This window comes from Sphingobium sp. BS19 (assembly GCF_027925545.1).
Taxonomy (GTDB): Bacteria; Pseudomonadota; Alphaproteobacteria; order Sphingomonadales; family Sphingomonadaceae; genus Sphingobium.
In genome coordinates, this window is the sequence record NZ_BSEF01000002.1 from 64,181 (window position 1) to 90,730 (window position 26,550).

Annotated in this window: 20 protein-coding genes and 1 tRNA gene; 8 read left to right on the forward strand and 13 right to left on the reverse strand. The window is 59.9% G+C overall.

Annotated features, from left to right (window positions below; genetic code table 11):
* Positions 1 to 46 precede the first annotated feature (46 nt).
* The 3 genes from argJ (at position 47) to QMG56_RS02765 (ending at position 2,230) form a co-directional block, all read left to right on the forward strand.
* A complete protein-coding gene (argJ, locus tag QMG56_RS02755; RefSeq protein WP_230188162.1) occupies positions 47 to 1,273 on the forward strand; it encodes a bifunctional glutamate N-acetyltransferase/amino-acid acetyltransferase ArgJ in 1,227 nt (408 codons plus the stop codon).
* A gap of 5 nt (positions 1,274 to 1,278) precedes the next feature.
* Positions 1,279 to 2,070 carry an inositol monophosphatase family protein gene (locus QMG56_RS02760; protein ID WP_281821049.1) on the forward strand — a complete coding sequence of 264 codons (792 nt, stop codon included), beginning with the start codon at positions 1,279 to 1,281 and terminating at the stop codon, positions 2,068 to 2,070.
* An 83-nt stretch (positions 2,071 to 2,153) separates the two neighbouring features.
* Positions 2,154 to 2,230: transfer RNA gene (locus QMG56_RS02765), tRNA-Arg, on the forward strand.
* Between the two features lie 24 nt (positions 2,231 to 2,254).
* On the opposite strand, the gene trxA is transcribed toward QMG56_RS02765, so the two are convergent.
* From trxA to QMG56_RS02810, 9 genes are all read right to left on the reverse strand, one after another.
* Entirely contained in the window at positions 2,255 to 2,575 is a 321-nt protein-coding gene (gene trxA, locus QMG56_RS02770) for a thioredoxin (protein ID WP_281821050.1), read from the reverse strand.
* Between the two features lie 63 nt (positions 2,576 to 2,638).
* Positions 2,639 to 6,064: a double-strand break repair helicase AddA gene (gene addA / locus QMG56_RS02775; protein ID WP_281821051.1), complete on the reverse strand. Its 3,426-nt coding sequence runs from the start codon at positions 6,062 to 6,064 to the stop codon at positions 2,639 to 2,641.
* Positions 6,057 to 9,035, reverse strand: coding sequence for a double-strand break repair protein AddB (addB, locus tag QMG56_RS02780; protein WP_281821052.1), 2,979 nt, complete (start codon positions 9,033 to 9,035; stop codon positions 6,057 to 6,059). Before addB ends, addA begins: the two co-directional genes overlap by 8 nt.
* A complete protein-coding gene (locus QMG56_RS02785; RefSeq protein ID WP_281821053.1) occupies positions 9,028 to 9,747 on the reverse strand; it encodes a nucleotidyltransferase family protein in 720 nt (239 codons plus the stop codon). The genes addB and QMG56_RS02785 overlap by 8 nt, the downstream gene beginning before the upstream one ends.
* Positions 9,744 to 10,724 carry an aminoglycoside phosphotransferase family protein gene (locus tag QMG56_RS02790; RefSeq protein ID WP_281821054.1) on the reverse strand — a complete coding sequence of 327 codons (981 nt, stop codon included), beginning with the start codon at positions 10,722 to 10,724 and terminating at the stop codon, positions 9,744 to 9,746. The genes QMG56_RS02785 and QMG56_RS02790 overlap by 4 nt, the downstream gene beginning before the upstream one ends.
* Complete coding sequence (tsaE, locus tag QMG56_RS02795) at positions 10,721 to 11,164, reverse strand: tRNA (adenosine(37)-N6)-threonylcarbamoyltransferase complex ATPase subunit type 1 TsaE (RefSeq protein ID WP_281821221.1); 444 nt, start codon at positions 11,162 to 11,164, stop codon at positions 10,721 to 10,723. Before tsaE ends, QMG56_RS02790 begins: the two co-directional genes overlap by 4 nt.
* Before the next feature lies 1 nt (position 11,165).
* Positions 11,166 to 13,529 (reverse strand): PAS domain-containing sensor histidine kinase, encoded by a 2,364-nt coding sequence (locus QMG56_RS02800; protein ID WP_230188155.1) that lies wholly within the window; start codon positions 13,527 to 13,529, stop codon positions 11,166 to 11,168.
* Positions 13,530 to 13,697: 168 nt separating this feature from the next.
* The gene (gene ahcY / locus QMG56_RS02805) at positions 13,698 to 15,110 is read right to left on the reverse strand and encodes an adenosylhomocysteinase (RefSeq protein ID WP_281821055.1); all 1,413 of its coding nucleotides are present in this window, start codon (positions 15,108 to 15,110) and stop codon (positions 13,698 to 13,700) included.
* Between the two features lie 130 nt (positions 15,111 to 15,240).
* Complete coding sequence (locus QMG56_RS02810; protein ID WP_230188227.1) at positions 15,241 to 15,801, reverse strand: YqgE/AlgH family protein; 561 nt, start codon at positions 15,799 to 15,801, stop codon at positions 15,241 to 15,243.
* Between the two features lie 165 nt (positions 15,802 to 15,966).
* Here QMG56_RS02810 and QMG56_RS02815 point away from each other — a divergent pair, with 165 nt between their 5' ends.
* Positions 15,967 to 16,449, forward strand: coding sequence for a peroxiredoxin (locus QMG56_RS02815; RefSeq protein ID WP_230188153.1), 483 nt, complete (start codon positions 15,967 to 15,969; stop codon positions 16,447 to 16,449).
* A gap of 85 nt (positions 16,450 to 16,534) precedes the next feature.
* Complete coding sequence (locus tag QMG56_RS02820) at positions 16,535 to 17,998, forward strand: AMP nucleosidase (RefSeq protein ID WP_230188152.1); 1,464 nt, start codon at positions 16,535 to 16,537, stop codon at positions 17,996 to 17,998.
* Positions 17,999 to 18,001: 3 nt separating this feature from the next.
* Here QMG56_RS02820 and QMG56_RS02825 read toward each other — a convergent pair whose 3' ends face one another.
* Entirely contained in the window at positions 18,002 to 18,985 is a 984-nt protein-coding gene (locus tag QMG56_RS02825; RefSeq protein WP_281821056.1) for a GGDEF domain-containing protein, read from the reverse strand.
* Positions 18,986 to 19,301: 316 nt separating this feature from the next.
* Entirely contained in the window at positions 19,302 to 20,069 is a 768-nt protein-coding gene (locus tag QMG56_RS02830; RefSeq protein WP_375713626.1) for an alpha/beta fold hydrolase, read from the reverse strand.
* A gap of 306 nt (positions 20,070 to 20,375) precedes the next feature.
* On the opposite strand from QMG56_RS02830, the gene QMG56_RS02835 reads away from it, so the two are divergent.
* Genes QMG56_RS02835 through QMG56_RS02845 form a run of 3 tightly spaced genes read left to right on the forward strand, consistent with a single transcriptional unit; the run spans position 20,376 to position 23,483 of the window.
* Positions 20,376 to 20,819, forward strand: a complete 444-nt coding sequence (locus QMG56_RS02835) for a MarR family winged helix-turn-helix transcriptional regulator (RefSeq protein WP_281821057.1) — start codon at positions 20,376 to 20,378, stop codon at positions 20,817 to 20,819.
* A complete protein-coding gene (locus tag QMG56_RS02840; RefSeq protein WP_281821058.1) occupies positions 20,812 to 21,921 on the forward strand; it encodes an HlyD family secretion protein in 1,110 nt (369 codons plus the stop codon). Before QMG56_RS02835 ends, QMG56_RS02840 begins: the two co-directional genes overlap by 8 nt.
* A 2-nt stretch (positions 21,922 to 21,923) precedes the next feature.
* The gene (locus tag QMG56_RS02845) at positions 21,924 to 23,483 is read left to right on the forward strand and encodes a DHA2 family efflux MFS transporter permease subunit (RefSeq protein WP_281821059.1); all 1,560 of its coding nucleotides are present in this window, start codon (positions 21,924 to 21,926) and stop codon (positions 23,481 to 23,483) included.
* A gap of 6 nt (positions 23,484 to 23,489) precedes the next feature.
* Here QMG56_RS02845 and QMG56_RS02850 read toward each other — a convergent pair whose 3' ends face one another.
* Together QMG56_RS02850 and QMG56_RS02855 are read right to left on the reverse strand one after the other, a co-directional pair.
* Complete coding sequence (locus tag QMG56_RS02850; protein ID WP_230188147.1) at positions 23,490 to 24,515, reverse strand: aspartate-semialdehyde dehydrogenase; 1,026 nt, start codon at positions 24,513 to 24,515, stop codon at positions 23,490 to 23,492.
* A 138-nt stretch (positions 24,516 to 24,653) separates the two neighbouring features.
* A complete protein-coding gene (locus tag QMG56_RS02855; RefSeq protein WP_281821060.1) occupies positions 24,654 to 26,549 on the reverse strand; it encodes an XrtA/PEP-CTERM system amidotransferase in 1,896 nt (631 codons plus the stop codon).
* Position 26,550 lies beyond the last annotated feature (1 nt).

Sequence of the window (26,550 nt, forward strand, 5' to 3'; positions counted from 1 at the left end):
TGCGGAGAGTCATTGATCCGCCGCGCAATTGCGCTATTCGCACGGCATGACAAACCGCTCCCCCCTCGCTCCGGCCGCTTTTCCCGACTTGCCTGATATTGGTGGCGTGACGCTCCGTGTGGCACGGGCGCACTACAAGACGTGGGATCGTTGCGATCTCACCTATGTCGAGTTGGCGACGGGTACAGCCGTTGCTGGCGTGACGACGCAAAGCCTCTGTCCGTCGCCGGAAGTCGAATGGTGCCGTGATGCGATACCGTTGGGCAATGCGCGCGCTGTCGTAGTAAATGCGGGGAACAGTAACGCTTTTACCGGCAATCGCGGAAGGGCAGCCGTCGAAGCGATAGCGGCGCGCGTGGCCAATCATATGGATTGCCTGCCAAGCGACGTGTTCGTTTCATCGACTGGCGTCATCGGCGTGCCCTTGCCAGTGGATAAGGCCGAGGCAGGGCTGGATGCGGCTTTCGCGGCTGCACCCTGTAGTTGGGAAGATGCCGCTTCGACGATCATGACCACCGACACCTTCGCCAAGGCAGCGGTGACTCAAGCTGTAGTCGGTGACCGTACCGTCAATCTGGTCGGGATTATCAAGGGATCAGGTATGATCGCGCCAGACATGGCGACGATGCTGGGCTATATTTTCACTGACGCAGCCGTGGAAGCGTCTTTCTTGCAAGCGATGCTTAGTGCCGCCAATCGCACCAGCTTTTCGTGCATCACGGTCGATAGCGACACATCCACGTCCGACACCGTTTTGGCGTTCGCGACGGGCGCTGCGGGTAATGTGCCGTTGGCCAGTTTCGAAGATGCAGGGAGCGACGCCTTTGCAGCTGCCTTGTCCGATCTGTGTCGGCAACTGGCACATCTGGTCGTGCGCGATGGCGAAGGTGCTTCGAAGTTCATCTCCGTCACCGTCGAAGGGGCGAGTAGCGACGCGAGCGCGCATAAAGTGGCACTTTCCATCGCCAATTCGCCGCTCGTCAAGACGGCTATCGCGGGCGAGGACGCCAATTGGGGACGGATCGTGATGGCCGTCGGCAAAGCAGGCGAACCCGCCGAGCGGGACAAGCTCTCTATCCGCTTTGGCGGTGTGCAAGTTGCCAAGGACGGCCTCGCGGTGGATGGCTATAACGAAGCGCCGGTGGCCGCGCATCTCAAAGGGAACGAGATCGATATCGGCGTCGACCTTGGCCTTGGTGAAGGCCGCGCTACGGTTTGGACGTGCGACCTGACCCACGGATATATAACCATCAACGCCGACTATCGGAGTTAACGCCCATGCACGCACTTTACCGCCAGGTTGCGACGCTGATGGAAACCGTGGCCGCCGAAGTCGTGCTGCCGCGCTACCAGAACCTTGCTGCCGAGGAGATCGAGGAAAAGGCTGCGGACGATTATGTGACGATTGCCGACAAGGAAAGCGAGATACGTCTGCAGGAGGGGCTGTCGAAGATATTGCCTGAGGCGGGTGTCGTTGGTGAGGAAGCCGTAGCTGCCGATCCCACCGTGATGGACAATGTCGGCAACGGCCTGCAGTGGATTATTGACCCCATCGACGGCACCGGTAATTTCGCGGCCGGTCGCGCTCCTTTCGGGATCATGGTCGGTTTGGTGGACAATGGCGTCATCCAAGCGGGCTGGATATTAGATCCCCTCACTGGGCGGATGTGCCATGCGGCGTTGGGCGGCGGTGCCTATATCGATGAGGAACGGATCGCAGCGAAGGAAACCGGAGCGGACAAACCCATTGCCGCCCTTGCAGTGTATTTCCTGACCGTCGAACAACGCGCGGAAATCGCGGTGAAAGCGGAAGGAAAGCTGACGCTGGTCGATATCCCTCGTCGTGCAGCGGAACAATATCCCCGACTGGTGCTGGGCACCAACGACGTGTCCCTCTTCGAACGTTCGCACCCGTGGGACCATGCCGCCGGAGCGTTGCTGCTGAATGAATCCGGTGCCAAACTCGCACGACGGGACGGCACGCCCTACATCATTGGCGATAACAAGCGCGGATTGTTGGGCGCGTCTTCTCACCGGATGTGGGACAAGGCGGCGCAAATATTATGCTAAATGCAGCTATCGGACGGTAATCATCGGTCCGATCGCGATGAAACCTTGACGTAAAAGCATCGAAAGTTATGGGTTTGCGTGGCGCACCCGTAGCTCAGCAGGATAGAGCATCAGATTCCTAATCTGGGGGCCATGGGTTCGAATCCCGTCGGGTGCACCACTATTTTGCTATGCGCTGGAGCGCTTATAGTTCGCCTTCGATCCAGCCTTTGAGCTGGCTCTTGGGTGCCGCGCCAACCTTCGTCGCTGCGATCTGCCCGCCTTTGAACAGGATCATGGTGGGGATGCCGCGCACACCGTATTTTGTGGGTGCGTCCGGGTTTTCGTCGATGTTGATCTTTACGATATCCACCTTGTCGGCCAATTCCTCGGAGATTTCTTCCAGAGCGGGACCGATCATCTTGCACGGACCGCACCATTCGGCCCAGAAATCGACGAGAACGGGTTTACCGGCCTCAATCACGTCGGACTGAAAGCTGGCGTCGGTTACTGCCTTGGTGGCCATGCGAAATCTCCTTTGATGTTGAAAAGCTATTTAGGGGGTCTGGATGCTGCTCTCAACGGCTATTCACAGCAATTTGTCCTGTGGCGGTTGGAAGCCGGGCTTGTACGCAGCGAGCATATCACCGGGCAGAACGATCAAGCGCGGGCCGGCGGTGTACAGCAAGCCGGCCTCGATCCGGCGGCCCGGGAAGATAACGGACAGCGCAGCGACATAGGCGGCCATCTGGCGCAAATGTGGGGTCGGTATGTCAGCATCGTCCTGCGGCACCCTGTTCCCTGTCTTGAAGTCCACCAACTGAACGACGTCCGGACGGACCAGAAGACGATCCACGGTTCCGCTGATGACGATGTCACCCACAACAGCAGCAATAGGCGCTTCGGCCAGTGCATCGGACGAGAACACGTCAGCGAAGTCCGGTGCGTCTATGACGGACATCGCATGATCGATTATGGCGCATCGGTCAGAATAAGTCGACACGCGGAAAATGTTTTTCAGCCAGCGATCCGCAGATTCCCGGCGTTGTTCGGCAGGCAAATCGGGTAGTCGTTCCAACAGGGCATGGAGCATCTTACCCCGCTCCGCAGCCTGACGCTGGGCGGGCGATGGCGGGGGATAAGGTGTATCGTCCTCAACCGGCGCCGATGGGGCCAGCGGACGCGGCGGGCGCGCTTCGACTGGTGCAGGCTGGCGAAGCCACACCGGCTCTGCCGCGGCTTCGGTTACGGTGGCATCCCGTTTACTGGGCTTGGCAGCGGGCAAATCGTCTTTGCCTCGCCAGATCCGACGGGCGTTCCATAGCGGATCGGCTTCCCATTCAGTGCTTAAAGCGATCAACCCGCGCTCGACAGCGGCATGCCAGCTTGCTTCGGGCACAATGCCTTTGGCCCGTGCGGACAGCGACCCGGCGATAACGAGTTTTTCTTCCGCGCGGGTCAGAGCGACATATAGAAGTCGCCAGTGTTCCTGCCTGTCGGCTGCTGCAGTCGCTTCGAACGCCTCCGCAATTGGGCCGAAGCGTTCCGCTTTACGAGGCGCCAACAGAGGCAGCTTTCCTTCGGCCAGTTCCCAATCCAGCCCATCCGTCCGGTTGCCCGCGTCCGGATCATGTGCCGCGTCCGCCAGGATCACAACGGGTGCCTGCAGCCCCTTGGCACCATGGACGGTCAGCAGGCGAACGGCGTCGCCTTGCGCGGCGGCATCTCGCACAATCTCAACATCGCCCCGGTCAAACCAGTCGACGAAACGCTGAAGCGTGGGCTGGCCGTCCTGTTCGAACGCGAGGGCAGCGTTGAGCAATTCCTCGATAGGATCGCGCGCCTCGACGCCAAGGCGGCGGATGAGCGCGCGACGTCCTTGCATCGGCCCGGACAGGATTTGCTCAAGGTAGCGATAGGGCGTCGTGAAGTCCGCCTGCGCCAGCAGATCGCGCAGGGGCTGGATGATCGGTTCGGGGACAGTTGCGCGCAGATGCGACCATAAGCCGACACGTCGAGCGTGCGCACGATCCAACAATTGCTCCTGCGTCCATCCGATCAGGGGGGAGACAAGTAGGTTGGCGAGGTTGAGGTCGTCTTCCGGCTGCACCGCAAAGCGCAGAGCAGCAAGGAGATCGCGCACGGCCAGCGGGGCATTGAGGCGCAGGCGGTCGATCCCCGCAACCGGCACCCCGGCCTCATATAATCGCGCCACGATTAGGCGGGCCAGATCGCCGCGTTTGCGCACGAGGATCATGACGTCGCCTGCCGTCATGGGGCGCCCCTTGCTTTCGAGCATCGTGGGCGCTGCGATCCAATCACGGATCTGCTTGGCTATGTTCTCGGCTAGTTTTCGGTCCTGATCCGAAAGCCAGTCTTCCTCGCCCTCTGGCTCGCCTTCGTCATCCTCCTGTAGCCCGGCAGCTACGGGTCGTAACAGTATGACTTCACCCGGAAATCGATTGGCGCTGACATGGTGCACGCTGTCCGACGCGAAGCCGAGCGCGCCGGGATCGAGAGCAGCGATGGTGGCATCGACCGCTTCTAGAACGGCTGGGGTCGAGCGGAAACTACGGTCCAATGAAAGGTCGTGAAAGCTGTGGTTTGCCGACGCTGCATAGGCCGCGAAACGGCGACGGGCATATTCGAATGCCAGTGGACTGGTCCCCTGAAAACCGAAGATAGCTTGCTTGAAATCGCCGACGGTGAAGATCGTCCGGACCTTGTCACCCTTAGCACCTTCTCCTGCGAAAAATTCTCCAGCAAGCGATTCAACTATCTGCCATTGCTGGACATTTGTGTCCTGCGCTTCGTCGACTAGAATGTGATCGGTCTGCTGGTCGAGCTTGTAGCGGACCCAGTCGCCCATGCCCGGTTCGCTGAGCAGAGATTGTGCGCGGGCGATGAGGTCGTCGAAATCGACCGCGCCCGCTTGCTGCTTTGCAACGGCATAGGCATTAGCAAAAGCGTGTCCTGCGCTGAGCGCCTGTGCCAGCAGGTCCGCATAAAGGGCGCGTTCGCGAAGGGCGAGCAGATCGAGGCATTTTTGGCCCAAGCGGATGGCAATCCCTGCGTAGTCGCCTTCTGCTGCAATCAGCTTTGGAGAATATTTGCGGGGCTCTCCCTGCTTGGTGCAGAAGATGCTGAGTAGCGTATCGAGGCCTGCGGCACGACCCGCCGCATCCGCAACACGCCAGGCGGCTACCTTGTCCGCATCGGCTAAGCCCGTGGCTGTGCCCCAAGCGGCATTGGCGGCAGCGATCCGCGCAAGGCCGTGCATGTCGAAGGCATCATCTGTGCATTCCGCTGCAATGGCGGCTTCGACATCGCCGGGCGGCAGATCGAGCGATTGAAACAGCCATGTTCGGATGTCTGTCGGCAATGACGTCATGACGTCATATCTGCGCGCACAGCGCATTAGATAGGCTTCGGCGGCCCCTTCACCCAGACGTAGGCTAAGTGTCTGGAGCGCGCCCATCAGCGCCCCTCTACCGGTCGCTTCGGCATCGAGCACCATTTCAGCTAGTGCCTGCCGCGCCAGTTGCGCCTGTTCGCGGGCTTCCAGCGGACGGAAGCCAGGGATCAATCCCGCTTCGACAGGGAAAGCGGACAGCAACTGCTGACAGAAAGCGTGAATGGTTTGAATACGCAATCCGCCGCCAGTTGCTTCCAGAACTTCGGCGAAAAGCCGACGCGCGTGGTCCTGTGCTTCCGGCGTGTAATCTTCGCCAAGCGCACGCAAATCGGCTGCAAGCGCGGGCCCGTCCATCTGCACCCACGCAGCCAACCGATTGTGAATGCGTTCTGCCATTTCGGCGGCGCCCGCTTTCGTAAACGTCAGGCACAGGATGTTTTCGGGCCTGACGCCACTTAACAGCAATCGGTAAACACGAGCCGTAAGCACATGTGTTTTGCCGGTTCCTGCCGAAGCGGAAAGCCAGACGTGGCTATCCGGCGTGGCCGCGATGGCTTGCGCCCCGTGTAGAGCCTGAAGTGCGGTCGCGGGCTTAGTCATTACGTCCGTACCACTCTTCAAGGCGCATCAACTGGTCGTAATCGGCATATGTGGGAATTTCTGGGCGGAGTTTTGCGACGAAGGGTTCCGCGCCAGTCAGCCAGCTGGCAGCGGCTTCCTGAAACTGATCAAGCGCTTGTGTCGTAAAATCGGCGGTTACGATCTTTCCGCGCTTTCCTGCCGCATCGGTGGGGCTGTCCCTATAGCCGAAGCTGTCACCCTTTTTGCCGAGTGACCAATATTCAAAAGATCCGGATATGCCGGTCACATTCCGGTCCGCAAAGCCGCCATGTTCGAGTATCAATCCCAAAAGCCCAAGCTGCATTGCGAAACCTGCCTGCACTTGTTTGGCGCGAGGGGGTTTGCCAGTCTTGTAGTCGATAACGGCCCATTGACCGTTGGGCAGACGGTCTATGCGATCGGCAGTGCCGTTGAGGGTAATACCCGCGATAACCGCCTTTCCGGCGGCCTCGACCAAGCCTATATTTCGACCTTCGGCCATATCTTCAGCAACTTGCGCGGCAATCCAATGAATAGCTGCGAGAAGGCGGGGTTGCCAGAGTGCGCGCATCAGGGGATGGGCATCGGCGCGGGCGAGCATGTCCGTCGCCTGCTTTGCCAACTTCGCGGGGTCGCGGTTATCCTGTTCGGCCCAATGCTGCAGAATGCGGTGCACTTCGGTGCCGCGCCATGCGGCGCTGGGGTCTGCATCAACAGGATCGAGCACCGAAAGGCGCAATATTTTGCGCGCATAAAATGCGTAGGGATCGGCCTTCAGCCTGTCGACATCGGTAACGGCGATGGTTCGGGGACGAATATCGACGGGAGGGCAAGGCGCAGGGCGGTCCGCCGGTTCATGGGTGGCCGCGTGGTCGAGTGAACGGGCCATAGCGACATAACGATCCGCCTCTTTCCAGTTCGCCCCGGCCATTGCCTTCAGGCGCAACCAGAAACGCGATGCGACGGCAGGCGCACTGGCATCGCGGCGGGCACGGGTAATGAGGACGCGCGGCGCGCCAAGCGCACTCGCGAAGTCATGCGCCGACAGGCCGATCCGGCGTTCCAGACCGGGAAGGCCCAGTTCCTGTCGGATGCGTGGTGCGAGCCAGGGGTCCGGCGCAGGCAATGCGGGCCATGTTCCTTCATTCAGCCCCGCCAAAATCATGAGGTCGGTCTGTTGTAACTGCGCCTCAACCAATCCGAGAATCGCGATGCGCGGATGGCCGCCCTGTGGAGGGCGGATAGCCACCTGTCCCAGCATCCTTTCGAGCAAGGCCGGAATGGACTGCGGCGAAGCGTCGAGCGGCCCTTCCGGGGCGGCTGTTTCCATGTCGGCGAAAAAGGCTGCAGCGGCATGGCCCTGATGCCCAGCCCAGACGGCGTCGTTGCTCATTATGCCGGCAGTCGTGCGCAGGGCAGCGAGGAGCGTGGCAAGGTCGCCGCCCGCAGCGAAAGCGCTTTCCAAAGGGTCAAGCAAAGCGCGGGCGTGGGGCCACCAGGTTGCGACCTGTGCGCGAAGGTGGGATTGGCGGTCATCCTCCCGGGGAAGCAATAGCGCATCGACGCCCGATAGTCCCGCAGCAGGCCGTGGGCCGCGCAGCAGCAGATCAAAGCGCCTCACATGCTCCAGCCATCCCAAGCGCGTTTCCCCGCGCATGACGATCGGATGCTTGAGCAAGTTGAGCAACGCCACGGGCGCGAACCGCTCCGCTGCCGCTTCGGCCAGTGCGATGAGCAATGTGCCGGGCAAAAGGCGCGAAAGCGGTTGCCCAGCAGAATCGTCCGCATCGATCCCCCAGCGGCGCAGGTGCGCAGCGACACGGGTAGCCAGAGCGCGGTCGGGCGTGACCAAGGCAGCGGTCCGTTCAGGCGTTTCCAGCGCTTCGCGCAGGGCGATGGCAATGGCCTGCGCCTCTTCGGCAGGGGTCGCGACTTCGAGCGCCTCTACGCCTGCCAGAGAGCGCTCCGCCGTTTCCAGATCGCGCCATTTGGCCGTAAGCTGCGGCACCAGCATGGCGTGCGAGATATTGCGGCTGCGGATGGCGCGGGCGTCGTGACCCCCGCCCCATCGCCAGAGAGCGACCTCTTCGCGTGCCACGCCCATCTGATCGAGCAAGCGTTTCAGAGCATATTGCGGATGCGTTTCGTGCGGACGGCGGCTGCGCCCCGTTACCGGATCGGGCGGGAATGGACCGATGGCGTCCCATTCCTCCGCATTCATATTCTGATCGAGGTCGGCGAGAACGACCTGTCCGCGCTCCATTCGGGCCACCTGCTTCAGCAGGGCCGCAACGGCGGGGGCGGTCGTGGAGATACCAGCGGCGATGACGAAACCGGGTGGTGCCGCCTCTGCCCAACGGCGGGTGACATGGTCCAGCAGGCGGTTGCGACGATCCGCCATGTCGATCATAGCACGATCGGCCAGCACCTGCGGCCATATATTTAGAATAATCTCAAAGAGTTCGAGCGACTTCTGCCAATGCGATGACAGCTCCTGAGTCAATTCCAGATCGCGAATGCGGCGGGGATCGACTTGCTCAATCAGCAGTTGGTCCAGCGTACTCGCCAAGGCCTGCGCCAGTCTTATGGCTTCGGCTGCATCGACTGGCTGACCGCTGCGCGCGCGTGCATGCTGGACAAGGCGCGCCAGCACCATCTGCCGTTCCATAGGGGGAATGGCCGGCGGAATGTCAGCCCCTGCCCCCATCGGATCGAGCGCACTGCCAAGCGTTTCGTCCAGTTCCGGGTCGCCGATGGGGGCTAGGCGAGGAAGCAGCAATCCACCTTCGGCGCGGCGCACGAAAGCCTCTGAAATGGAACGGGCCGCGCGGTTGGTCGGGACCAGAATGATGCCGCGGGCCAGCCCCATCGGATCGCCGCCATGCTGCGCCAGAACGCCTGCGGCCAGCGCATCGGAAAATGCCCGGTGGGCGGGAATGGTGTAGACGGCTGGCCGGGTGCGCTCACCCATGAGCGAGCACGTTTTCCACTACCGGGATGGCCTGCGGTGTGCCGACATCGAACCATAGCCCCTGATGGGAGACGCCATAGAGCCGCCCTGATCCTATTGCCCGGTTCCAGAAGACGTTCGTGGAGAAGACGTCGCCGGGCGGGTCGATCAGGAGGCGTGGCGACATGATCTGAACACCGGTAAAGACGAACGGCGCTATATGGCCGGGTTTGCGGCGCGACAGGCGACCGGTGGTGTCCATGTGAAAGTCGCCGGGACCAGTGTGGCAATTGGCGCGGGCGTGGGGCACCATCAGGAGGAGCGCGTCCATTCTGGCGTCATCCCAATGGTCCGCCAGAAGAGCGACGCTGTTGCGCGGTCCGTCGATCCAGAGATTGTCGCTGTTGGCGCACAGAAAGGGCGCGTCACCCAACAGTGCTTTGGCGTGCATCAGGCCGCCGCCGGTTTCGAGAAGCCTAGTGCGCTCATCCGAGACCACGAGCTCCATTGAACCCTTGCGCGTCTTGAGGTGCGCCTCGACCGTACTGGCGAGATAGTGGACGTTGACGACGACCTTTTCGATGCCGCCTGCCTCCAACCGATCAAGAGCGTGATCCATCAATGCCTTACCGGCCACCTTTACCAGAGGCTTGGGGCGCGTGGCGGTCAGCGGACGCATACGCTTGCCCAGACCGGCGGCCATAAGCATGGCTGTGCGGATATGGGCGCTCATTTGCCTGCAAGCGCCTGATGGCGTTTGTCAGCCGGGATGTTGGCGGCGAACCAATCAGCCACCGGCTCCAACGCACGGTGCGATAAGTCGCGCTCCAACAATGTCCACATGCGCGGCAGGAAATCTAGATAGCGCGGTTTGCCGTCGCGCTGCCAGAGCCGTGTGAATATGCCGATGATCTTGGCATTGCGTTGCGCGCCCAGGACGGCGTAGGCGGCGTTGAAATCGCCACGGGGGGCGGCAATCGCCTTGTAATGCGCGATCATGGCTGTTTCGATTTCGGGAGACACTTCGCGACGTGCGTCCTGTAGCAGGGACACAAGATCATAGGCCGGATGACCGATCAGCGCGTCCTGAAAATCCAGCAGGCCAAGCCCGCGCGATTGTTCATGACCGGGGATGAGCATGATATTCTCGGCATGATAGTCCCGCAAGACAGTGACTTTCGGTGCATCGTCGTTCTCGACGATCGGCAAAATGGCGTCCCAAGCCTTCGTGTATCCTGCTTCATCCACGGTCAGGCCGACCGCCGGGCAAAACCATTCGGTCAACAGCGCAGCTTCGCGATGATAGACTGACCGATCATAGGGCGGCACGGCGGCGGGAGGGAGCTTGTGCAGGTCGGCCAGCAAAGAGACGGCACGTGTATAGACGCTGTGTTCCTCATGCGGGGACGCATCGAGATATTCACGGACGCGCAGATCGCCAAAATCTTCCAGCAGGACGAGGCCGTGGTCCAGATCGCGCGCAAAAACTGTAGGTGCGGCAAAGCCTTGCGCGATGAGATGATCGGCCATCAGCAAAAACGGGCGAGGATCTTCATGAGGCGGCGGCGCATCCATCAGCACAGCTTGCCGCGAGGTATCGTGGATGCGGAAATAGCGCCGAAACGAGGCGTCTCCAGCAAGCGGTAAGATCTGCGCATCGCCCCAACCTGCTCTTGCGAGGAAGGCGGGCGCAGCTGCGGGCGGAGTCATTGGGGAGGCCATCGGTCTCTCCAAGCGTCCGGGACCAATGCTGTCAAGCGGCGGCTACCATCCGGCGTTACTTCGATCGACAAAACGAGACTGTGATCCCACAGGCGCGCGCCCAGTCGCTCAGGCCATTCGATCATAAGGAGGCTATCAGTCAGGTAATCGTCCAACCCCAGTTCCTGCACATCTGCATCGTCTTCAAGGCGATAGAGATCGACATGGGCAACGGGTAGTCGCACCAGCGGCACGTCATATGGCTGAACGAGAGCGAAGCTTGGGCTAGGCGCGTCCTCCTCCAACCCAAGGGCGGAGAGCAGTCCGCGCGCCAAGGTGGTTTTACCCGCGCCGAGCCCGCCCTTCAGCGCAATAACATCGCCCGGGCGAACGACGGTGGCAAGGCGTGCGCCAAGGACGCGCATGGCGATATCATCCACGACAATCATGTCAGGCACTCGGCGCGCTTTCGCGAGGGAGATCGATGGTGATAAGCGTCCCCTGCCCCGGCTCGGACACCAAAGTCAGCGTGCCACCATGCGCATCGACTAATTGTCGGGCGAGCGGCAAGCCGAGACCGAGCGTTTCGCCGCGCTTTGCCTGATCGGCACGACTGAAGCGATCGAACACGCGCGATTGCGCTGTGGCGTCCATGCCCGGACCATTATCCGAAACGATGAGGCGCGCAGTACGAAGCTGGCCATCGCCATACACCAGCACCCTGCTGCCCGCCGGGCAATAGCGTACGGCATTGTCTAGGACACGATCCAGCGCTTGCCCCAAGCGACGCGCATCGCCCTGAATGCGGCCCAAAGACGGCTTGATATCGATCACGAAATCGAGCCCCTTTTCTTTGGCAGCATCCGCCACGCGCTTCGCACTTTCCCGAGCAACCGCCGCCAAATCGACAGAACGGCTTTCCAGCGGCAGCGCGCCAGCCTCTCCCTGGGTAAGATCCAGTACATTGTCGATCAATACTGCGAGGCGCCCGGTGCTCTGCATGATGGCGTCGACATATTCTGCGGCGGCTGTGGGCAACACACCTGCGAACCCTGCCTGCATCATCTCGGCAAAGCCAGAGATCGATGTGAGCGGCGTCCTTAGTTCGTAGCTCATGTTCGAAAGGAATGCGGTCTTCAGCTTGTCGGTTTCGATGAGCGATTCATTCCGGTCGCGCAGGACCTGTTCCATGCGGCGGCTGTCCGTGACATCGAGCATCGTGAAAAGCGCGTTGCCATCGGGCAGCGGTATGGCAGCGAAATCGAATACGCGCCCATCGGCGAAGGCGACGCGCCCGCCACGCTGCTTGCGTTCTACAGTGGCAGCACGGACCAGTTCACGAACGAGGCTGGCCTGCTGCGGCTTCGAAAGGTTCTTCGCCACCTTTTGCATCAGTTCGTCGATGCGTGGATGGGAGCCGAGGAGGCTCTCCTCGACACCCCATATCTGGCGGAAGCGGCTGTTCCAGAGGTGCAAGCGTCCGTCCGAGGCGAATACACCGATTGCTTCGAACAGATTGTCGAAGGTCGCCGTGCGGACGCGCAGGAGCGTATCGCGGGCGCTGGAAAGCTGAACCTGTTCGGTGCGATCCTCGAAAATCAGCAGCAAGCCGCCGTCGGGCAAGGGTTGCGCGAAAACGCGCAAATGCGTGCCATCGGCGAGCAGCCAGTTTTCCTCCTGCGCATCGGCGGACAAAAACCAGTCGCGGCGCTCGGCGCGCCACGCGGGAAAGTCGCGATGTTCGGGGATGCGGCCCATTTCGCGCATCCGGTCCAGTACCCGCTCGAATTCCGGTGTGTCCGCCAGATGCTCGGGCTTGAGACCAAAAAGACTGCTGAAAGGCTGGTTCCAGAATTGCAGCGATCGATCTGCACCGAACTGGGCGACGCCCGCGGACAGGCGATCGAGCAAGTCGTGCTGGGCTGTTTCAAATCGCCGATGTTCAGCGCGCGCCTGCTCAAGCTCATGCATATCGATGGCGAAGCCAGCGATACCCGCGTCTCCAAGCGGAACGTCCACAACGCGCATAACCCGACGCGCGCCATCGATGGTCGCCGGCACGAGGCGGGCCAGCGGCTCTGCGCTTTCGGCGGCCTGCGCTGCGGCTGCCATCGGGCTTTTGCCGTCCAATGCCTCGACCAGCTCGATGCCTTCACGGATGACCTGCTGCGCCGATTCGGCGTCTACCGCCGCGACATACGCGCTGTTGACGAGTGCGAGGCGCAAGTCCGGGGTGCGGTGCCACATGGGCAGTGGCGCTGCCTCGATCAGTCCGGATAGGGATTCGAGCGCCGCGCGCAATTGATCGCGATCCGCCTGAAGTCCATGGATCTCTGCCTGGGCATCGGTCGCGTCGAATATCCAGAGGATGACGCTGCCGGGTGCGCCCATGCTCGGGCCAGCAGGTGCACCGCGCACAAGGAGCGAGCGGGCCGATCCGACGGCGCGAACGGGACGAGAGAAGCTTTTGCCGGCGCGCTGAGCCGAGGCGATGTCTGTGGCCAGTTGCGCGCCGTCTTCCGGCCGCAACCCGCCGTCTGCCGCCGTCAGTTCGGAAGCGAAGGCAGGCACACGCTCCCGCCCCAGCCAATTGGCAAGCCGCTCGGGCGTTTCGATGCGTCCATCGGGCCGGATCATCACGGGAAGCGCAGGGGCCGACTGCAGCAGACTACCGAGACGGTCCGCCTGCGCGCGGGCATGGGCGCCTTCGCGACGCATCTTAAGGCCGGTATGTACCGCCCACACGCCGCCCGCCAGCCACAGCGCCACCGTTACACCGATCAGAACCATGGCAATGGGGGATAGCGACAGCATCAGTGCCTATCTCCCCCTGCTCGACCGATCCTCTTCATACTCCCCGCCTATCGCAAAGATTGCACGGCGTGAAGCGGTTGCGCTCACCGATCCTGAATTCTCTGCAAACCATATGAAAAAGGCGCCGGATAACCCGACGCCTCTTTCGTAATAGTCCGCAGCCGAAGATCAGTAGCGGTAATGATCCGGCTTGAACGGGCCTTCCGTCGGGACGCCAATATAGTCGGCCTGTGCCTTGGTCAGCTTGGTGAGCTTTACGCCCAGCTTTTCCAGATGCAGCGCCGCGACCTTTTCGTCGAGATGCTTGGGCAGGACATAGACGTCGTTCTGATAGGCCGAGCGGTTGGTCCACAATTCGATCTGCGCCAGCACCTGATTGGTGAAGCTGGTCGACATCACGAAGCTGGGATGGCCGGTAGCATTGCCCAGGTTCACGAGGCGACCCTTCGACAGTACGATCAGCTTCTTGCCATCGGGGAACTCGACTTCGTCCACCTGCGGCTTGATTTCGACCCACTTCATGTTGTTCAGGCCGCCGATCTGAATCTCGCTGTCGAAATGGCCGATGTTGCAAACGATCGCCATGTTCTTCATTTCGCGCATGTGATCGACGGTGATCACATCGGCATTGCCGGTGGCGGTGCAGAAGATGTCCGCACGCTTTACCGCGTCTTCCATGGTGACGACTTCAAAGCCTTCCATCGCGGCCTGAAGCGCGCAGATGGGATCGACTTCGGTCACGAGAACGCGCGCGCCGCCGTTGCGAAGCGACTGGGCCGAACCCTTGCCGACATCGCCGAAGCCGGCAACGCAGGCGACCTTGCCGGCGAGCATGACATCAGTTGCGCGGCGGATCGCGTCGACCAGCGATTCCTTGCAGCCATAAAGGTTGTCGAACTTGCTCTTGGTCACGCTGTCGTTGACGTTGATGGCGGGGAAAGGCAGCTTGCCCTTCTTCGACAGTTCATAAAGCCGATGCACGCCGGTGGTCGTTTCTTCCGAAACGCCCTTGATCGCCTGAACCGTCTTGGTCAGGAAGCATGGCTTTTCGGCAAGCACGCGACGGAGCGTCTTTACGAAGATTTCCTCTTCTTCGTTCGAAGGCGTGAACAGGTCTTCGCCTGCTTCGACACGGGCGCCCCAAAGCGCGAACATGGTGGCATCGCCGCCATCGTCAAGGATCAGGTTGCAGGTTTCGCCATTGCCCCAATCGAAGATGCGCTCGACATAATCCCAATATTCTTCAAGGGTTTCGCCCTTAATCGCGAACACCGGCACACCCGAGGCGGCGATGGCGGCAGCGGCGTGATCCTGCGTCGAATAGATGTTGCACGTGGCCCAACGGACCTGCGCACCCAGCGCGGTCAATGTCTCGATCAGAACGGCGGTCTGGATCGTCATGTGCAGCGAGCCGGTAATGCGCGCGCCCTTGAGCGGCTGCGAAGCACCGAATTCCTTGCGCAGAGCCATCAGGCCGGGCATTTCGGTTTCAGCGATGTCCATTTCCTTGCGACCGAAGTCAGCGAGTGAAATGTCCTGAATGACGTAGTCGGCCGGGTTAAGGGCTGGGGCGGTGGCCACTGAGAAATCTCCTGATCATGGGCGCCCCCAGGTCCGACAAAGTGCGGGCATGGCGACGGATGCAGGTTCCCTACCAATCGCATCGCAACTAATCAAGGCAATATAAAGATTTCTTTATATTGGTTGGATTTCAGGCTTGTCCCGGTGCGCTTGTCAGCATCGCTGCATCGATGCCGCTGGCGGCGAAGGCGCGCGACCATCGACTGCGTGTCGGCGTATCAAACAGGAGACGGCTTTGGGCTGGCGCAAGAAACCAGCCATGCCCCGTCATTTCCGCTTCAAGCTGTCCCGCGCCCCAGCCTGCATATCCCAATGCCACCAGATACCGACTGGGGCCACGACCCTCGGCAATGGCTTTCAGAATATCGAGGGAGCCTGACAAACCCCATAGATCGTCCACCTGCACCATGTCCTGACCGCCCCAGTCCAGCGAATGGAGGACGAAACCGCGCTGCGGTTCAACGGGGCCGCCGCGAAGGACCGGTGTGTCGGGTACGTTGCTGCCGTCGAGATCGAACGTCGACAGCAATTCCCGCAGGCCGAGCCCGCCGATCTCCGAACCGACGTCGACACCCATCGCGCCATCAGCGTCATGGACACACAGCGCAATGACCGCATGGTCGAAATTCAGGTCACCCATGCCCGGCATGGCGAGCAACAAATTTCCAACATAGTAGGGAGGCAGATCCATGCCCCGACTATAGGGACGCTTCACCGGGTCGCCAATGGCTCGGTTTAACAAGATTTACGCACAAGGCGCTCATTGGCTTTAATTGCCGCGAATGCTTGACTAACGCGCATCCAGGCACGACCTCCCGGTCACGTTTCCGCTCATCCACCAACAGGAGATTATTCGATGACCATCGCAAAAGGCGACAAACTGCCCGAAACCACCTTCGTCACGATGACCGAGAATGGTCCAGAGCCTGTCGACAGCGCAAACTATTTCGCCGGTAAGAAGGTCGCACTGTTCTCCGTTCCCGGTGCTTTCACGCCGACCTGCTCGGCCAAGCATCTTCCCGGTTTCATTGAAAAGGCCGCCGATCTGAAGGCAAAGGGCGTTGATGAAATTGCCTGCACGGCGGTGAACGATCCCTTCGTGATGGGTGCCTGGTCAAAGTCTGCTGGTGCTGACGGCACCGTTACCATGTTGGCGGATGGCAATGGCGCCTTCGCCAAGGCTGTCGGCCTGGAAATGGACGGGAGCAAATTCGGTCTGGGAACGCGTGGACAACGCTTTTCCATGATCGTCAACGACGGCATCGTCGAAGAGTTGAACGTGGAAGCCGCCGGTGATTTCAAGGTCTCCAGCGCCGAACATATGCTCGGCCAACTGTAATCATATCTGCGCCTCTGTCCTCGTGACAGGGGCGCAGCTTACATACTCTGTTCCGTTTCGACGGGTTTCGCGGTAACAGGACGCGATGACAAGAATCATCGGCTCACCGAGCATTGGCACCGCCATCGTCGCCCAACTGGACGACATCTATCAGGCATCGATACAGTCCCTGCGCGACGCGATGCAGGAATATGCCCGGACAGGGACCGTGCCAGGGCCGCAATCCAAGGTCGATCGCCGCTTTTGCTACCCACAGCTTCGCGTACATTATCAGGGTGAAGGCGATGCGCCACCGCCCGGCAGATCCTTTGCACGTTTGTCGCATGCGGGCGACTACGCCACGACCGTTACACGCCCGGCGATGTTTGCCGATTATCTTGCCGAACAGATCGACTTGCTCGTCGCGGATTACGGGGTCGAAGTCGAAGTCGGCCTGAGCAATCAGGAAATCCCGTTTCCTTATGTTCTGGACGGTCTGGATATGAGTGCGCTGGACGGCGTACCGCCCACAGAACTGGCCCGCCATTTTCCAGCGACTGAGCTTGCAGAGATTGGCGACGAAATAGCCGATGGCTTGTTCCTGCCCGGCCTTGGCGGTGAACGCCCCCTCGCCCTGTTCGATGGGTTGCGAACCGATTTTTCGCTTGCCCGACTGAAGCACTATACCGGAACGCCGGCCGAGCATGTGCAGCGGTATATCCTGTTCACCAACTACCATCGCTATGTCGATGAGTTCGTCGCATGGGCTTGCGCGGAATTGAAGAAGCCAGGAAGTCGCTATGTCGCGCTTTCCGGTGCTGGCGGTGTCTATGTGACATCCGAAACCGCCGATCCTGCGCGGATGATAGCGGACAGCGCCTGGCGGCGGCACCAGATGCCAGCCTATCATCTCATTGCGGACGACCGCAGTGGTATTTCGCTGGTGAACATCGGCGTTGGCCCATCGAATGCCAAGACGATCTGCGACCATCTGGCGGTGGTGCGCCCGGAAGCATGGTTGATGATCGGCCATTGCGGAGGCCTTCGCCCCAGCCAGCGGATTGGGGATTATGTTCTCGCCCATGCATATTTGCGCGACGACCATGTTCTCGATGATGTCCTGCCCCCCGAAATACCGGTTCCGGCGATTGCCGAGGTTCAGGTGGCGATGGCCGATGCCGCTGAAATGGTGCTGGGAAGCGGCGACGACTTCAAGCGGCGCCTTCGTACCGGCACCGTTGTCACAACCGACGACCGTAACTGGGAACTGCGCTATTCGAAATCGGCGTTGCGCTTCAGCCTGTCGCGCGCCGTCGGGATAGACATGGAGAGCGCGACGATTGCGGCACAGGGATACCGGTTCCGCGTGCCCTATGGCACGCTGCTGTGCGTGTCCGACAAGCCGATTCATGGCGAATTGAAGCTGCCGGGGCAGGCCAACCGCTTTTATGAAGAGGCGATTGCCGGTCACTTGAGAGTAGGATTGGAAACGTGCGAATTGTTAAGGCAACAGGGAGCGCGACTTCATAGTCGCAAGCTACGCGCGTTCAACGAGCCGCCGTTCCGATAAATTTTATACGGACGCCTGGACAAGGTGCGGTTGGTTAGGGGCGTTTTGCCCCCCTTGCCAAATGGTCACCCGATTGCGGCCGCGTTGTTTGGATTCGTATAATGCGCGGTCGGCGCGCGCGACCAGGTCATCCAGGCTTACGTCACCGGGTCGCAAGGCGGTCACACCGAAGCTTGCGCTAATGCTGCCCGGGGGCATCCGGTCGACAGCCAGCTTTTCAATACCTGTACGCACGCGCTCCATTACTTCGGCGGCCTCTGCCTCCGACGCATCGAGCAACAGGACGCAGAATTCGTCGCCGCCGAACCGTGCAGCAAGATCGCCCTGGCGGATTGCACCCATGAGAACCCGCGAAAAGGCGCGCAAGGCTGCATCGCCGACGATATGCCCATGACCGTCATTAACGTCCTTGAAGCTATCCATATCGCACATCACGGCGGCCAGATTGCGCTCATGCCGCTTTGCATAAGCAATGGCGCGCGCCCCGGCTTCATCGATACCCCCGCGATTCAGCAAGCCGGTTAGCTGATCGTTGCTGATCAGCATCCGAAGCTGAAGGGAAAGATCGCCGGCAATAACGACGATCGCCGTCACGCCCATTGCGACATAAATAGCGGGCAAACCGAGCGCCAGCGTATACCGATATGCCATCACCGCAGCGTCCGTGCCATCCGGCGGCAAAGCCAGCCCCATGACTGTAACCAGACCTTCGAACAAGACGAAGACGATCAGCATCGAGAAAAATGCCTTTTCGGGGGCCGTGAACGACCTTCCTCTGGGCCATATCGCCACCGCAGCGGCAGCCATCATCACCCCCGTGTAGGCGCTGATGATGCCACTTTGCATTGCCCGCGTGCCTATAGGACTATGGGCCACTGCGCAGCCGATGACAGCAAGCCCCGCCCCAACCAGAAATTGCGGCCAGCGAACAGGCATGTTTGCGCGCACGCGCGCCCCCATGACTACCAGCGAACTACTGGCCAGCACACATACGGCTGCAATGAATATCAACGGAGGGCTTTTGAGAAAGAGCCCCGAGGTATTAAAAATCCACTGCACAACGGCAATGCCATAAGACAATGCCCAGAACATCACATGTCGCTGCCGCCCGAAATGTTGCCACGCCAATGTCAGCGTGAAACACATGATGGCGCTACTGAAAAACAGAACGGACAAGATGACAAGATTGGGGTTCACGGCAGTTCTGTAACTTCCCGTTATGGTGCAACGCAGCTTCGCGGACGGGTTTTACGGATTAACTGTGTAGTGTCACCATATTTCGAACGGATATTTGGTAGAAAGTTCAGGCCGTCAGAAATGCCGCCATTGTTTCTCCAAGTGCCTTTTCAGTAACACTACTCATATGCGTTCCCGGCACTTCCGCCAGCCGGGCATTGGGCAGAAGATCGACAAGGGCTTCAGGCGAGCCATTATCCTTATCCTCGCTTCCGCAGAGAACCAGTGTCGGGACATCGACACTTCTAAGGGTATCCGGATCAACATCCCCAAAGCTGTTGAGCAAGAGCACAGCCGCAATCGGGTCGACCTTCATCGTCTTCATGAACTGGACGGATAGCCATCGCGGATCGCCATGTTTGATCGTGTCGCGATCGGCGATCACCGAAAGGAAAAAATCCCGCCGTTTAGCCCAGCCCGATAACCCTTCCAAACCCATACCCGCCAGAATGACGCGGGCAGGCCGCAACCCTTTTGCCAGCAGCAAGGCACTCGTCCGCGCGCCAAGAGAAAAGCCGCCCAGGTCAAAATCGATCAATTCAAAATGCGCGATCAAGGCGTGGACGTCCTGGGCCAGCACGTCCTGAGGATAATCCGAAGGATCGTGCGGCGCGGCGCTTTGACCGTGAACACGAAAATCCGGCATGATGACTCGGTAGCCATGTGCGGCAATGGTCGCGGCGTGTCCGAATTTGATCCAGTTCACATGCGCATTGGAGAACAGTCCGTGCAGCAAGAGAAGCGGCCTTCCCTCTCCCATTTCATGAACGGCCAGCATCGCATCGCGATAGCCCGGCACCATATGCGTCGTGATATCAATCGGGGAACTGGCCAATGGAATCTATCCGTCTTTGAGTGGGCGGGACGATATTCTTTTCGCCGCTGCTTGGTGAGACCGCTTGTATCGATTGAGGAAACGCATCGAGCAATAGCCTAAATAGGCTTCTTTGCTCTCTATTTCTTTAGCCGATTCTTACGCATTTGAGTCTGCCGCTCAAACCCCCTGCTTGCGCTCTTTAATGAGAATCCTCCTGTCGTCAGGGCAATTGTAAAAATATTTCTGAAAGTTGCTGAGCGAGTATAGAAATTTATAACTATGCTTATTATGTTGGCGCTTATGACAGAGCATCTTGGGTTCTATGTGAACGACATCGGTCGTTTAATGCGTAAGCGTTTTGACGGCGCGGCAAAGCAGTTGGGCGTCACTGGGTCGCAATGGCGCGTGTTGTTCATGCTACATCGGACACCCGGTATAAACCAGGGTCAGATTGCCGAGCGGCTGGAAGTCGAACCGATCACGACCTGCCGTATGATCGATCGCCTCGAACAGGCCGGACTTGTTGAACGTCGCCGTGACCCGACCGACCGACGGGCGTGGCAGATTTTTCTGACGGATGCTACCGATCCACTACTGACGCAGCTCGGTTTGGTAGCGGAGGAGATGCGCTCGCAGAGCCTGCAGGGCTTTTCCATTCGCGAGGTCGAGCAGTTACAGGAGATGCTCGACCGACTTCGCAACAATCTGATTGACGATTATTCCACGGATTTGGATCCCGCAGCTAAAAAGGAAGTTCTCAATGGCTGAAGCCGATCGCCCGATCCGGGAAACGGGGACTCCGGCAATGGCCGTTGAACGGGATGGTTCTAGATTGCCTGAAACAGATCCCATTCAGCGGAAAACGGCAAAACGCGGTAAGCGGCTGGCATTGATGCTATCGGTGCCGCTGCTTCTTGCCGGAGTTGGCGGTTATTTCTACGCGACGAGCGGTCGATCCGTCAGCACTGACAATGCCTATATCAAGCAGGATGTTGTTTCCGTGAGCAGCGACGTTGGGGGGCGCATCGTTTCGGTGAACGTGCGCGAGAACCAGATGGTCAAAGCGGGCGATATTCTGTTCAGGGTCGATCCCCAACCTTATGAGGTTGCCTTGGCCCAAGCCGATGCGGCAATTGCGGCAGCGCAGGTCAAAGTAACAGAATTGCAAACCGACTATAGCACCAGTGGTGTCGGCATCGCGGGCGCGCAAAGCGATGTCACGTTCACCCGCGCCGAATTGCAGCGGCAGCAGGAGTTGATGAACAAGGGTTTCACCACCCGAGCCAAGTTGCAGGCTGCCCAGAATGCCTTCCAGAACGCCCAATTGCGCGTTCAGTTGGCGCAGGTCGATGCCCAGAAAGCCAAAGCATCGCTCGCCACCGGCGCACAGGTGCCCGGCGAGAACCCGGACATTGCCGCAGCCCGTGCCCAGCGCGCCAAGGCGCAGCTTGATCTGACCCGTACCACGGTCCGTGCCCCGACATCAGGTCGTATCAGCCAGTCGGATCGCCTGCAGGTGGGTCAAATGATGGTCACAGGTCTTCCCGCGGTAAGTATCGTTGCCAGCGATCGGAGTTGGGTCGAGGCAAATTTCAAGGAAACGGACCTGGACCATATGTATCCCGGACAACCGGCCGAAGTGCGCTTAGATGCCTATCCCGATTTGAAGCTTCGCGGGCATATCGATAGCATTGGCGCAGGAACAGGCTCTGAATTTGCGGTGCTCCCCGCGCAGAACGCCAATGGCAACTGGGTGAAGGTTACGCAGCGCGTTCCTGTTCGCATTGCCTTCGACGATAAATCGCCTCGTCCGATGATTGCCGGTCAGTCCGCAAAAGTGGTCGTCGACATTCGCAAAGCTGGAAAGTAGCAATGACGGCAAGTAGCGCTGCCCCGGCAAAAGATGCTCCCAATGTCGTAGTCCGCAACAAAGCACTGCTGACCATATCGGTCATGGCAGCAATGCTGATGCAAGTGCTCGATACGACCATTGCCAACGTTGCCTTGCCACATATGCAAGCTGCGCTCGGTGCGACGCAGGACAGTATAACATGGGTGCTGACTAGCTACATCCTGGCCGCTGCAGTCGCTATTCCGCTTACCGGCTGGTTGGCGGCCCGCTACGGCGCACGGAATCTGTTTATTGCGTCAGTAGTCCTTTTCGTGGTGGCTTCGATCTTTTGCGGCATTGCCACAAGCCTGAGTGAGATGGTGGTGTTCAGACTGCTGCAGGGTGTCGGTGGCGCCTTTCTGGCGCCACTCGCTCAAACGATCATGCTCGACGTCAATCGGCCATCAGAACATGCGAAAGCCATGTCGATCTATGGAATGGGGGTCATGATCGGGCCCATCCTCGGACCCATTATAGGGGGGTGGCTGACAGAGAATTATAATTGGAGATGGGTGTTTTTCGTCAACATTCCGATCGGTCTAGCGTGCCTTGTCGGATTATGGTTTCTTTTGCCGCGCAAACCCAACACACCGCGAAAGTTCGATATGGTGGGTTGGGGCATGCTCGCCATAGGATTGGCAGGACTGCAATTGATGCTGGACCGCGGGCCGCATGTCGACTGGTTCACATCTAACGAAATCTGGATTGAAGCAGGTATCGCCGTCACCGGCCTCTGGATGTTCGCGGTACACATGGCTACGGCCCCGAAGCCCTTGTTTCCACCCGCAATGATCCAGGATCGCAATCTGGTTTCGGGCACGCTCCTTATGTTTGTTATTGGCGTCGTGATGATGGCAGCAATGGCGCTGCTCCCCCCATTGCTTCAGAACCTCTTTGGATACTCGGTACTCGATACCGGCATCATTTTATCTTCCCGTGGCGCCGGCGTCTTATTGACGACGGCATTGACTGGCCGAATTGCGGGCGTTGTTGATCAACGTCTGCTGCTTGGATTGGGCTTTGCCATCATGGCCGGATCGTTGGGGCTGATGACCGGATGGTCTCTCGAGATGGACTGGAGACCGATTGTTCTGAGCGGGTTTATCCAGGGGCTGGGGCTGGGCCTTGTGTTTGTGCCGCTTACCGTGCTGAGTTTTGCCACTCTCCCGAATGAGTATCGAACCGACGCGGCAAGCTTGCTGAACCTGTCGCGCAACCTTGGGGCAAGTGTCGGAATAGCGATCGTCACGGCACTGCTGGCGCGCAATATTCAGGTGAGCCATGCCGATATCGCAGGGACCGTGACCCCCTATAATCTACCCGCGGACCCAAGCATGGTGAGCGTGCTGGGGTCTGGGGGCGATACGATCATGAGCGGACTGGATGCGATGGTGAACAAACAGGCAGCGATGATCGCCTATCTGGACGATTTTTACTTCATGATGTTCGCTACTTTGGCGGGGTTGCCGCTGCTTTTGCTTCTTCGCAAGCCAAAGCGGAAGGCCGATGAAGACGACCTTCCGCATATGGCGATGGAATAGACGCTATCAGCCCTTTTTGAGGTGGCGGCGGCCCAGCAGCTCAGCGATCTGAACGGCGTTCAGTGCCGCGCCCTTACGCAGATTATCCGATACGCACCACAGGACCAGACCGTTTTCCACGGTCGGATCTTCGCGAACGCGGCTGATGAAGGTGGCGTAATCGCCGACGCATTCGACGGGCGTGACATAGCCGCCATCTTCACGCTTATCGATCAGCATGATGCCGGGCGCTTCGCGGAGGATCGACTGGGCCTTCGTCGCCGAGATTTCATTCTCGAACTCGATGTTGATCGCTTCGCTGTGGCCGACGAACACGGGCACGCGGACACAGGTAGCGACGACCTTGATCTTGGGATCGAGGATCTTCTTGGTCTCCACGACCATCTTCCACTCTTCCTTGGTGAAACCGTCGTCAAGGAAGCTGTCGATGTGCGGGATCACGTTGAAAGCGATCTGCTTGGTGAACTTCTTGGGTTCTGCCGGATCGCCGACGAAGATGTTGCGCGATTGCTCGAACAGCTCGTCCATGCCTTCCTTGCCCGCGCCGGACACCGACTGATAGGTCGAGACGACGACGCGCGTGATCTTCGCAGCATCATGCAGGGGCTTCAACGCCACGACCATCTGCGCAGTCGAGCAGTTGGGGTTCGCGATGATGTTCTTCTTCGTATAGCCGTCGATCGCTTCGGGGTTCACTTCTGGCACGATCAAAGGAACGTCCGGGTCCATGCGATAGAGCGAGCTGTTGTCGATGACGATGCAGCCAGCCGCAGCCGCCTTGGGCGCGTAGATCTTGGTCGGTTCGGAACCGGCGGAAAACAGCGCGATGTCCCATCCGGTGAAGTCGAAATGCTCGACATTCTTCACCTTGAGCATTTTGCCCGTGTCGCCATATTCAATCGTGGTGCCGGTCGAGCGCGAGGATGCCAGAACCGCAATCTCGTCCGCCGGGAATTCCCGCTCGGCAAGAATGTTCAGCATTTCGCGGCCCACATTTCCGGTGGCTCCGACGACGACGACACGATAACCCATCACAGACTCCAGTACGATTGCCCCTAATATATGGCGCGTTGGCGCATAGCGCGCTGACCCTGTTTGTCCAGTGCAGCTTTGCTTTAGGGCGGGAAAGTTGCGTGCCGTTTATGAATAAGTCGACACGTAAAAACGATTCTAAAGTTTGAACAGCCGCGAGAGCGCCTTGTCCAGCATGACCAGTTGCCAAAGCAAACGGCCGTTGTCGGCTATGCCGGTGCGATGGTCGGAGGCCGCCTTGCCCATTGCCTTGAGATCGAACAGGCCGGTGCGGGCTATGGCAGAGCCGCCTGCGACGGCGCTGGCTTCTCCGGCGAGCGGACCGCGAAACCAGTCGGTGATTGGGGTGACAAAGCCCATTTTCTGGCGATAGAGAATGTCCTGCGGCAAATAGGCTTCCATCGCCTTCTTCATGAGATATTTTCCGCTGTTTCCCCGAATACGTTGATTGACGGGGAGGCGGCCGGCAAATTCCATAAGCCGATGGTCGAGCAGCGGTTCACGGGCCTCCAGCCCTACGGCCATGCTCATCCGGTCGGTTTTGGTCAGGATGTCGCCGGGGAGCCAGATTTTCATGTCGGCATATTGGGCACGGTCGAGCGGTTCGCGGGCCGGGGCGTTATTCATTGCACTAACGTAACGATCTTCGGCGCGGTGGCCGGAAAGTGCCGCCCGCATGTCGGCGGTGTAGAGCCGCTGGCGCATGGCGTGCGGTGTAACGCCGACCGATGCGGCATAGGCTTCGGCGCCGTTCTGCGCGAGTTCCAAGAACGTGGACTTGGCGCGTAAGGCGCGCGGTGCCCAGTCGGCTTTGGGGTAAAAGCGGCCCAAGGTGCCGAACAATGGTTGGCGGATGCTGTCGGGTATCAGGGAGCGGAAGCGTTCGCCCTGATACTGGAAACGGTGACGGCGGTATCCGGCGAAGGCTTCGTCTGCGCCGTCGCCTGACAATGCGACGGTGACGGTTTCGCGCGCCAGTTCGCAGACTCGGTAGGTGGGCAATGCGGACGCATCGGCAAAAGGTTCGTCGAAATGGAAGGCGAGCGTGTCGATCAGGCCATAGTCTTCCGAGGATACAATGCGGGTGCGATGATCGGTAGCGAAGCGGCGCGCGATGCGGTCGGCATAAGCCGTCTCGTCGAGCGCAGCGACATCGAAGCCTATGGTGCAGGTCTTGACCGCCTGCCCGCTCGCCTCCGCCATCAAGGCGACGACGCTGCTGCTGTCGACGCCGCCCGAAAGGAATGCGCCGAGCGGCACATCGGCAACCATCCGCGAGCGAACGGCGGCGCGCATCAGTGACGTCAGTTCCTCTTCCAGCGCCTGCGGGGTCGCGGCGCTGCGGTCGGCAAAGCTGATGTCCCAGTATTTTTGCGGACGGCTGATCGGCTGGCCCCGCACGAGGCGGAGCGTCTCCCCTGCCCCGAGTTTCTTGACCCCTGCGACGAGGCAGGCATCGTCCGGGACGTAGCCATAGGCCATATAGTCCTCGATAGCCGTCACATCGGGGTCACGGCGCAACAGAGGGTTAGCCAGCAAGCCTTTCAATTCAGAAGAGAAAATTACACTACCGTCAGAAACCTGCGCGTAATGCAGCGGCTTGACGCCAAGGCGGTCGCGCACCAGCCACAGGGCATTGGCATGGCGATCGAACAAGGCGAAGGCGAACATACCGTCGAAGCGATTGACGCAGGCCTCGCCCCATTGACGATAACCGTGAAGGATGACTTCAGTGTCGCTGTCGGTGCGGAAGCGATGCCCCTTCCCTTCCAGGTCGCGGCGCACCTCAGCAAAGTTGTAGATTTCGCCGTTGAAGGTGACGGCGAGACTTTCGTCCGGGGTGAGCATAGGCTGTGCGCCGCCGCCTAGGTCGATGATGGACAGGCGGCGATGGCCCAGCCCGACGCCCGGAGCGGTCCATACGCCTGCGCCGTCAGGCCCCCGGTGCGCGATGGCGTCTGTCATCAATCGGACCCGCGCCGGATCGACGGGCTTTGCCGTTTCGAGATGGAAGATGCCCGCTATGCCACACATA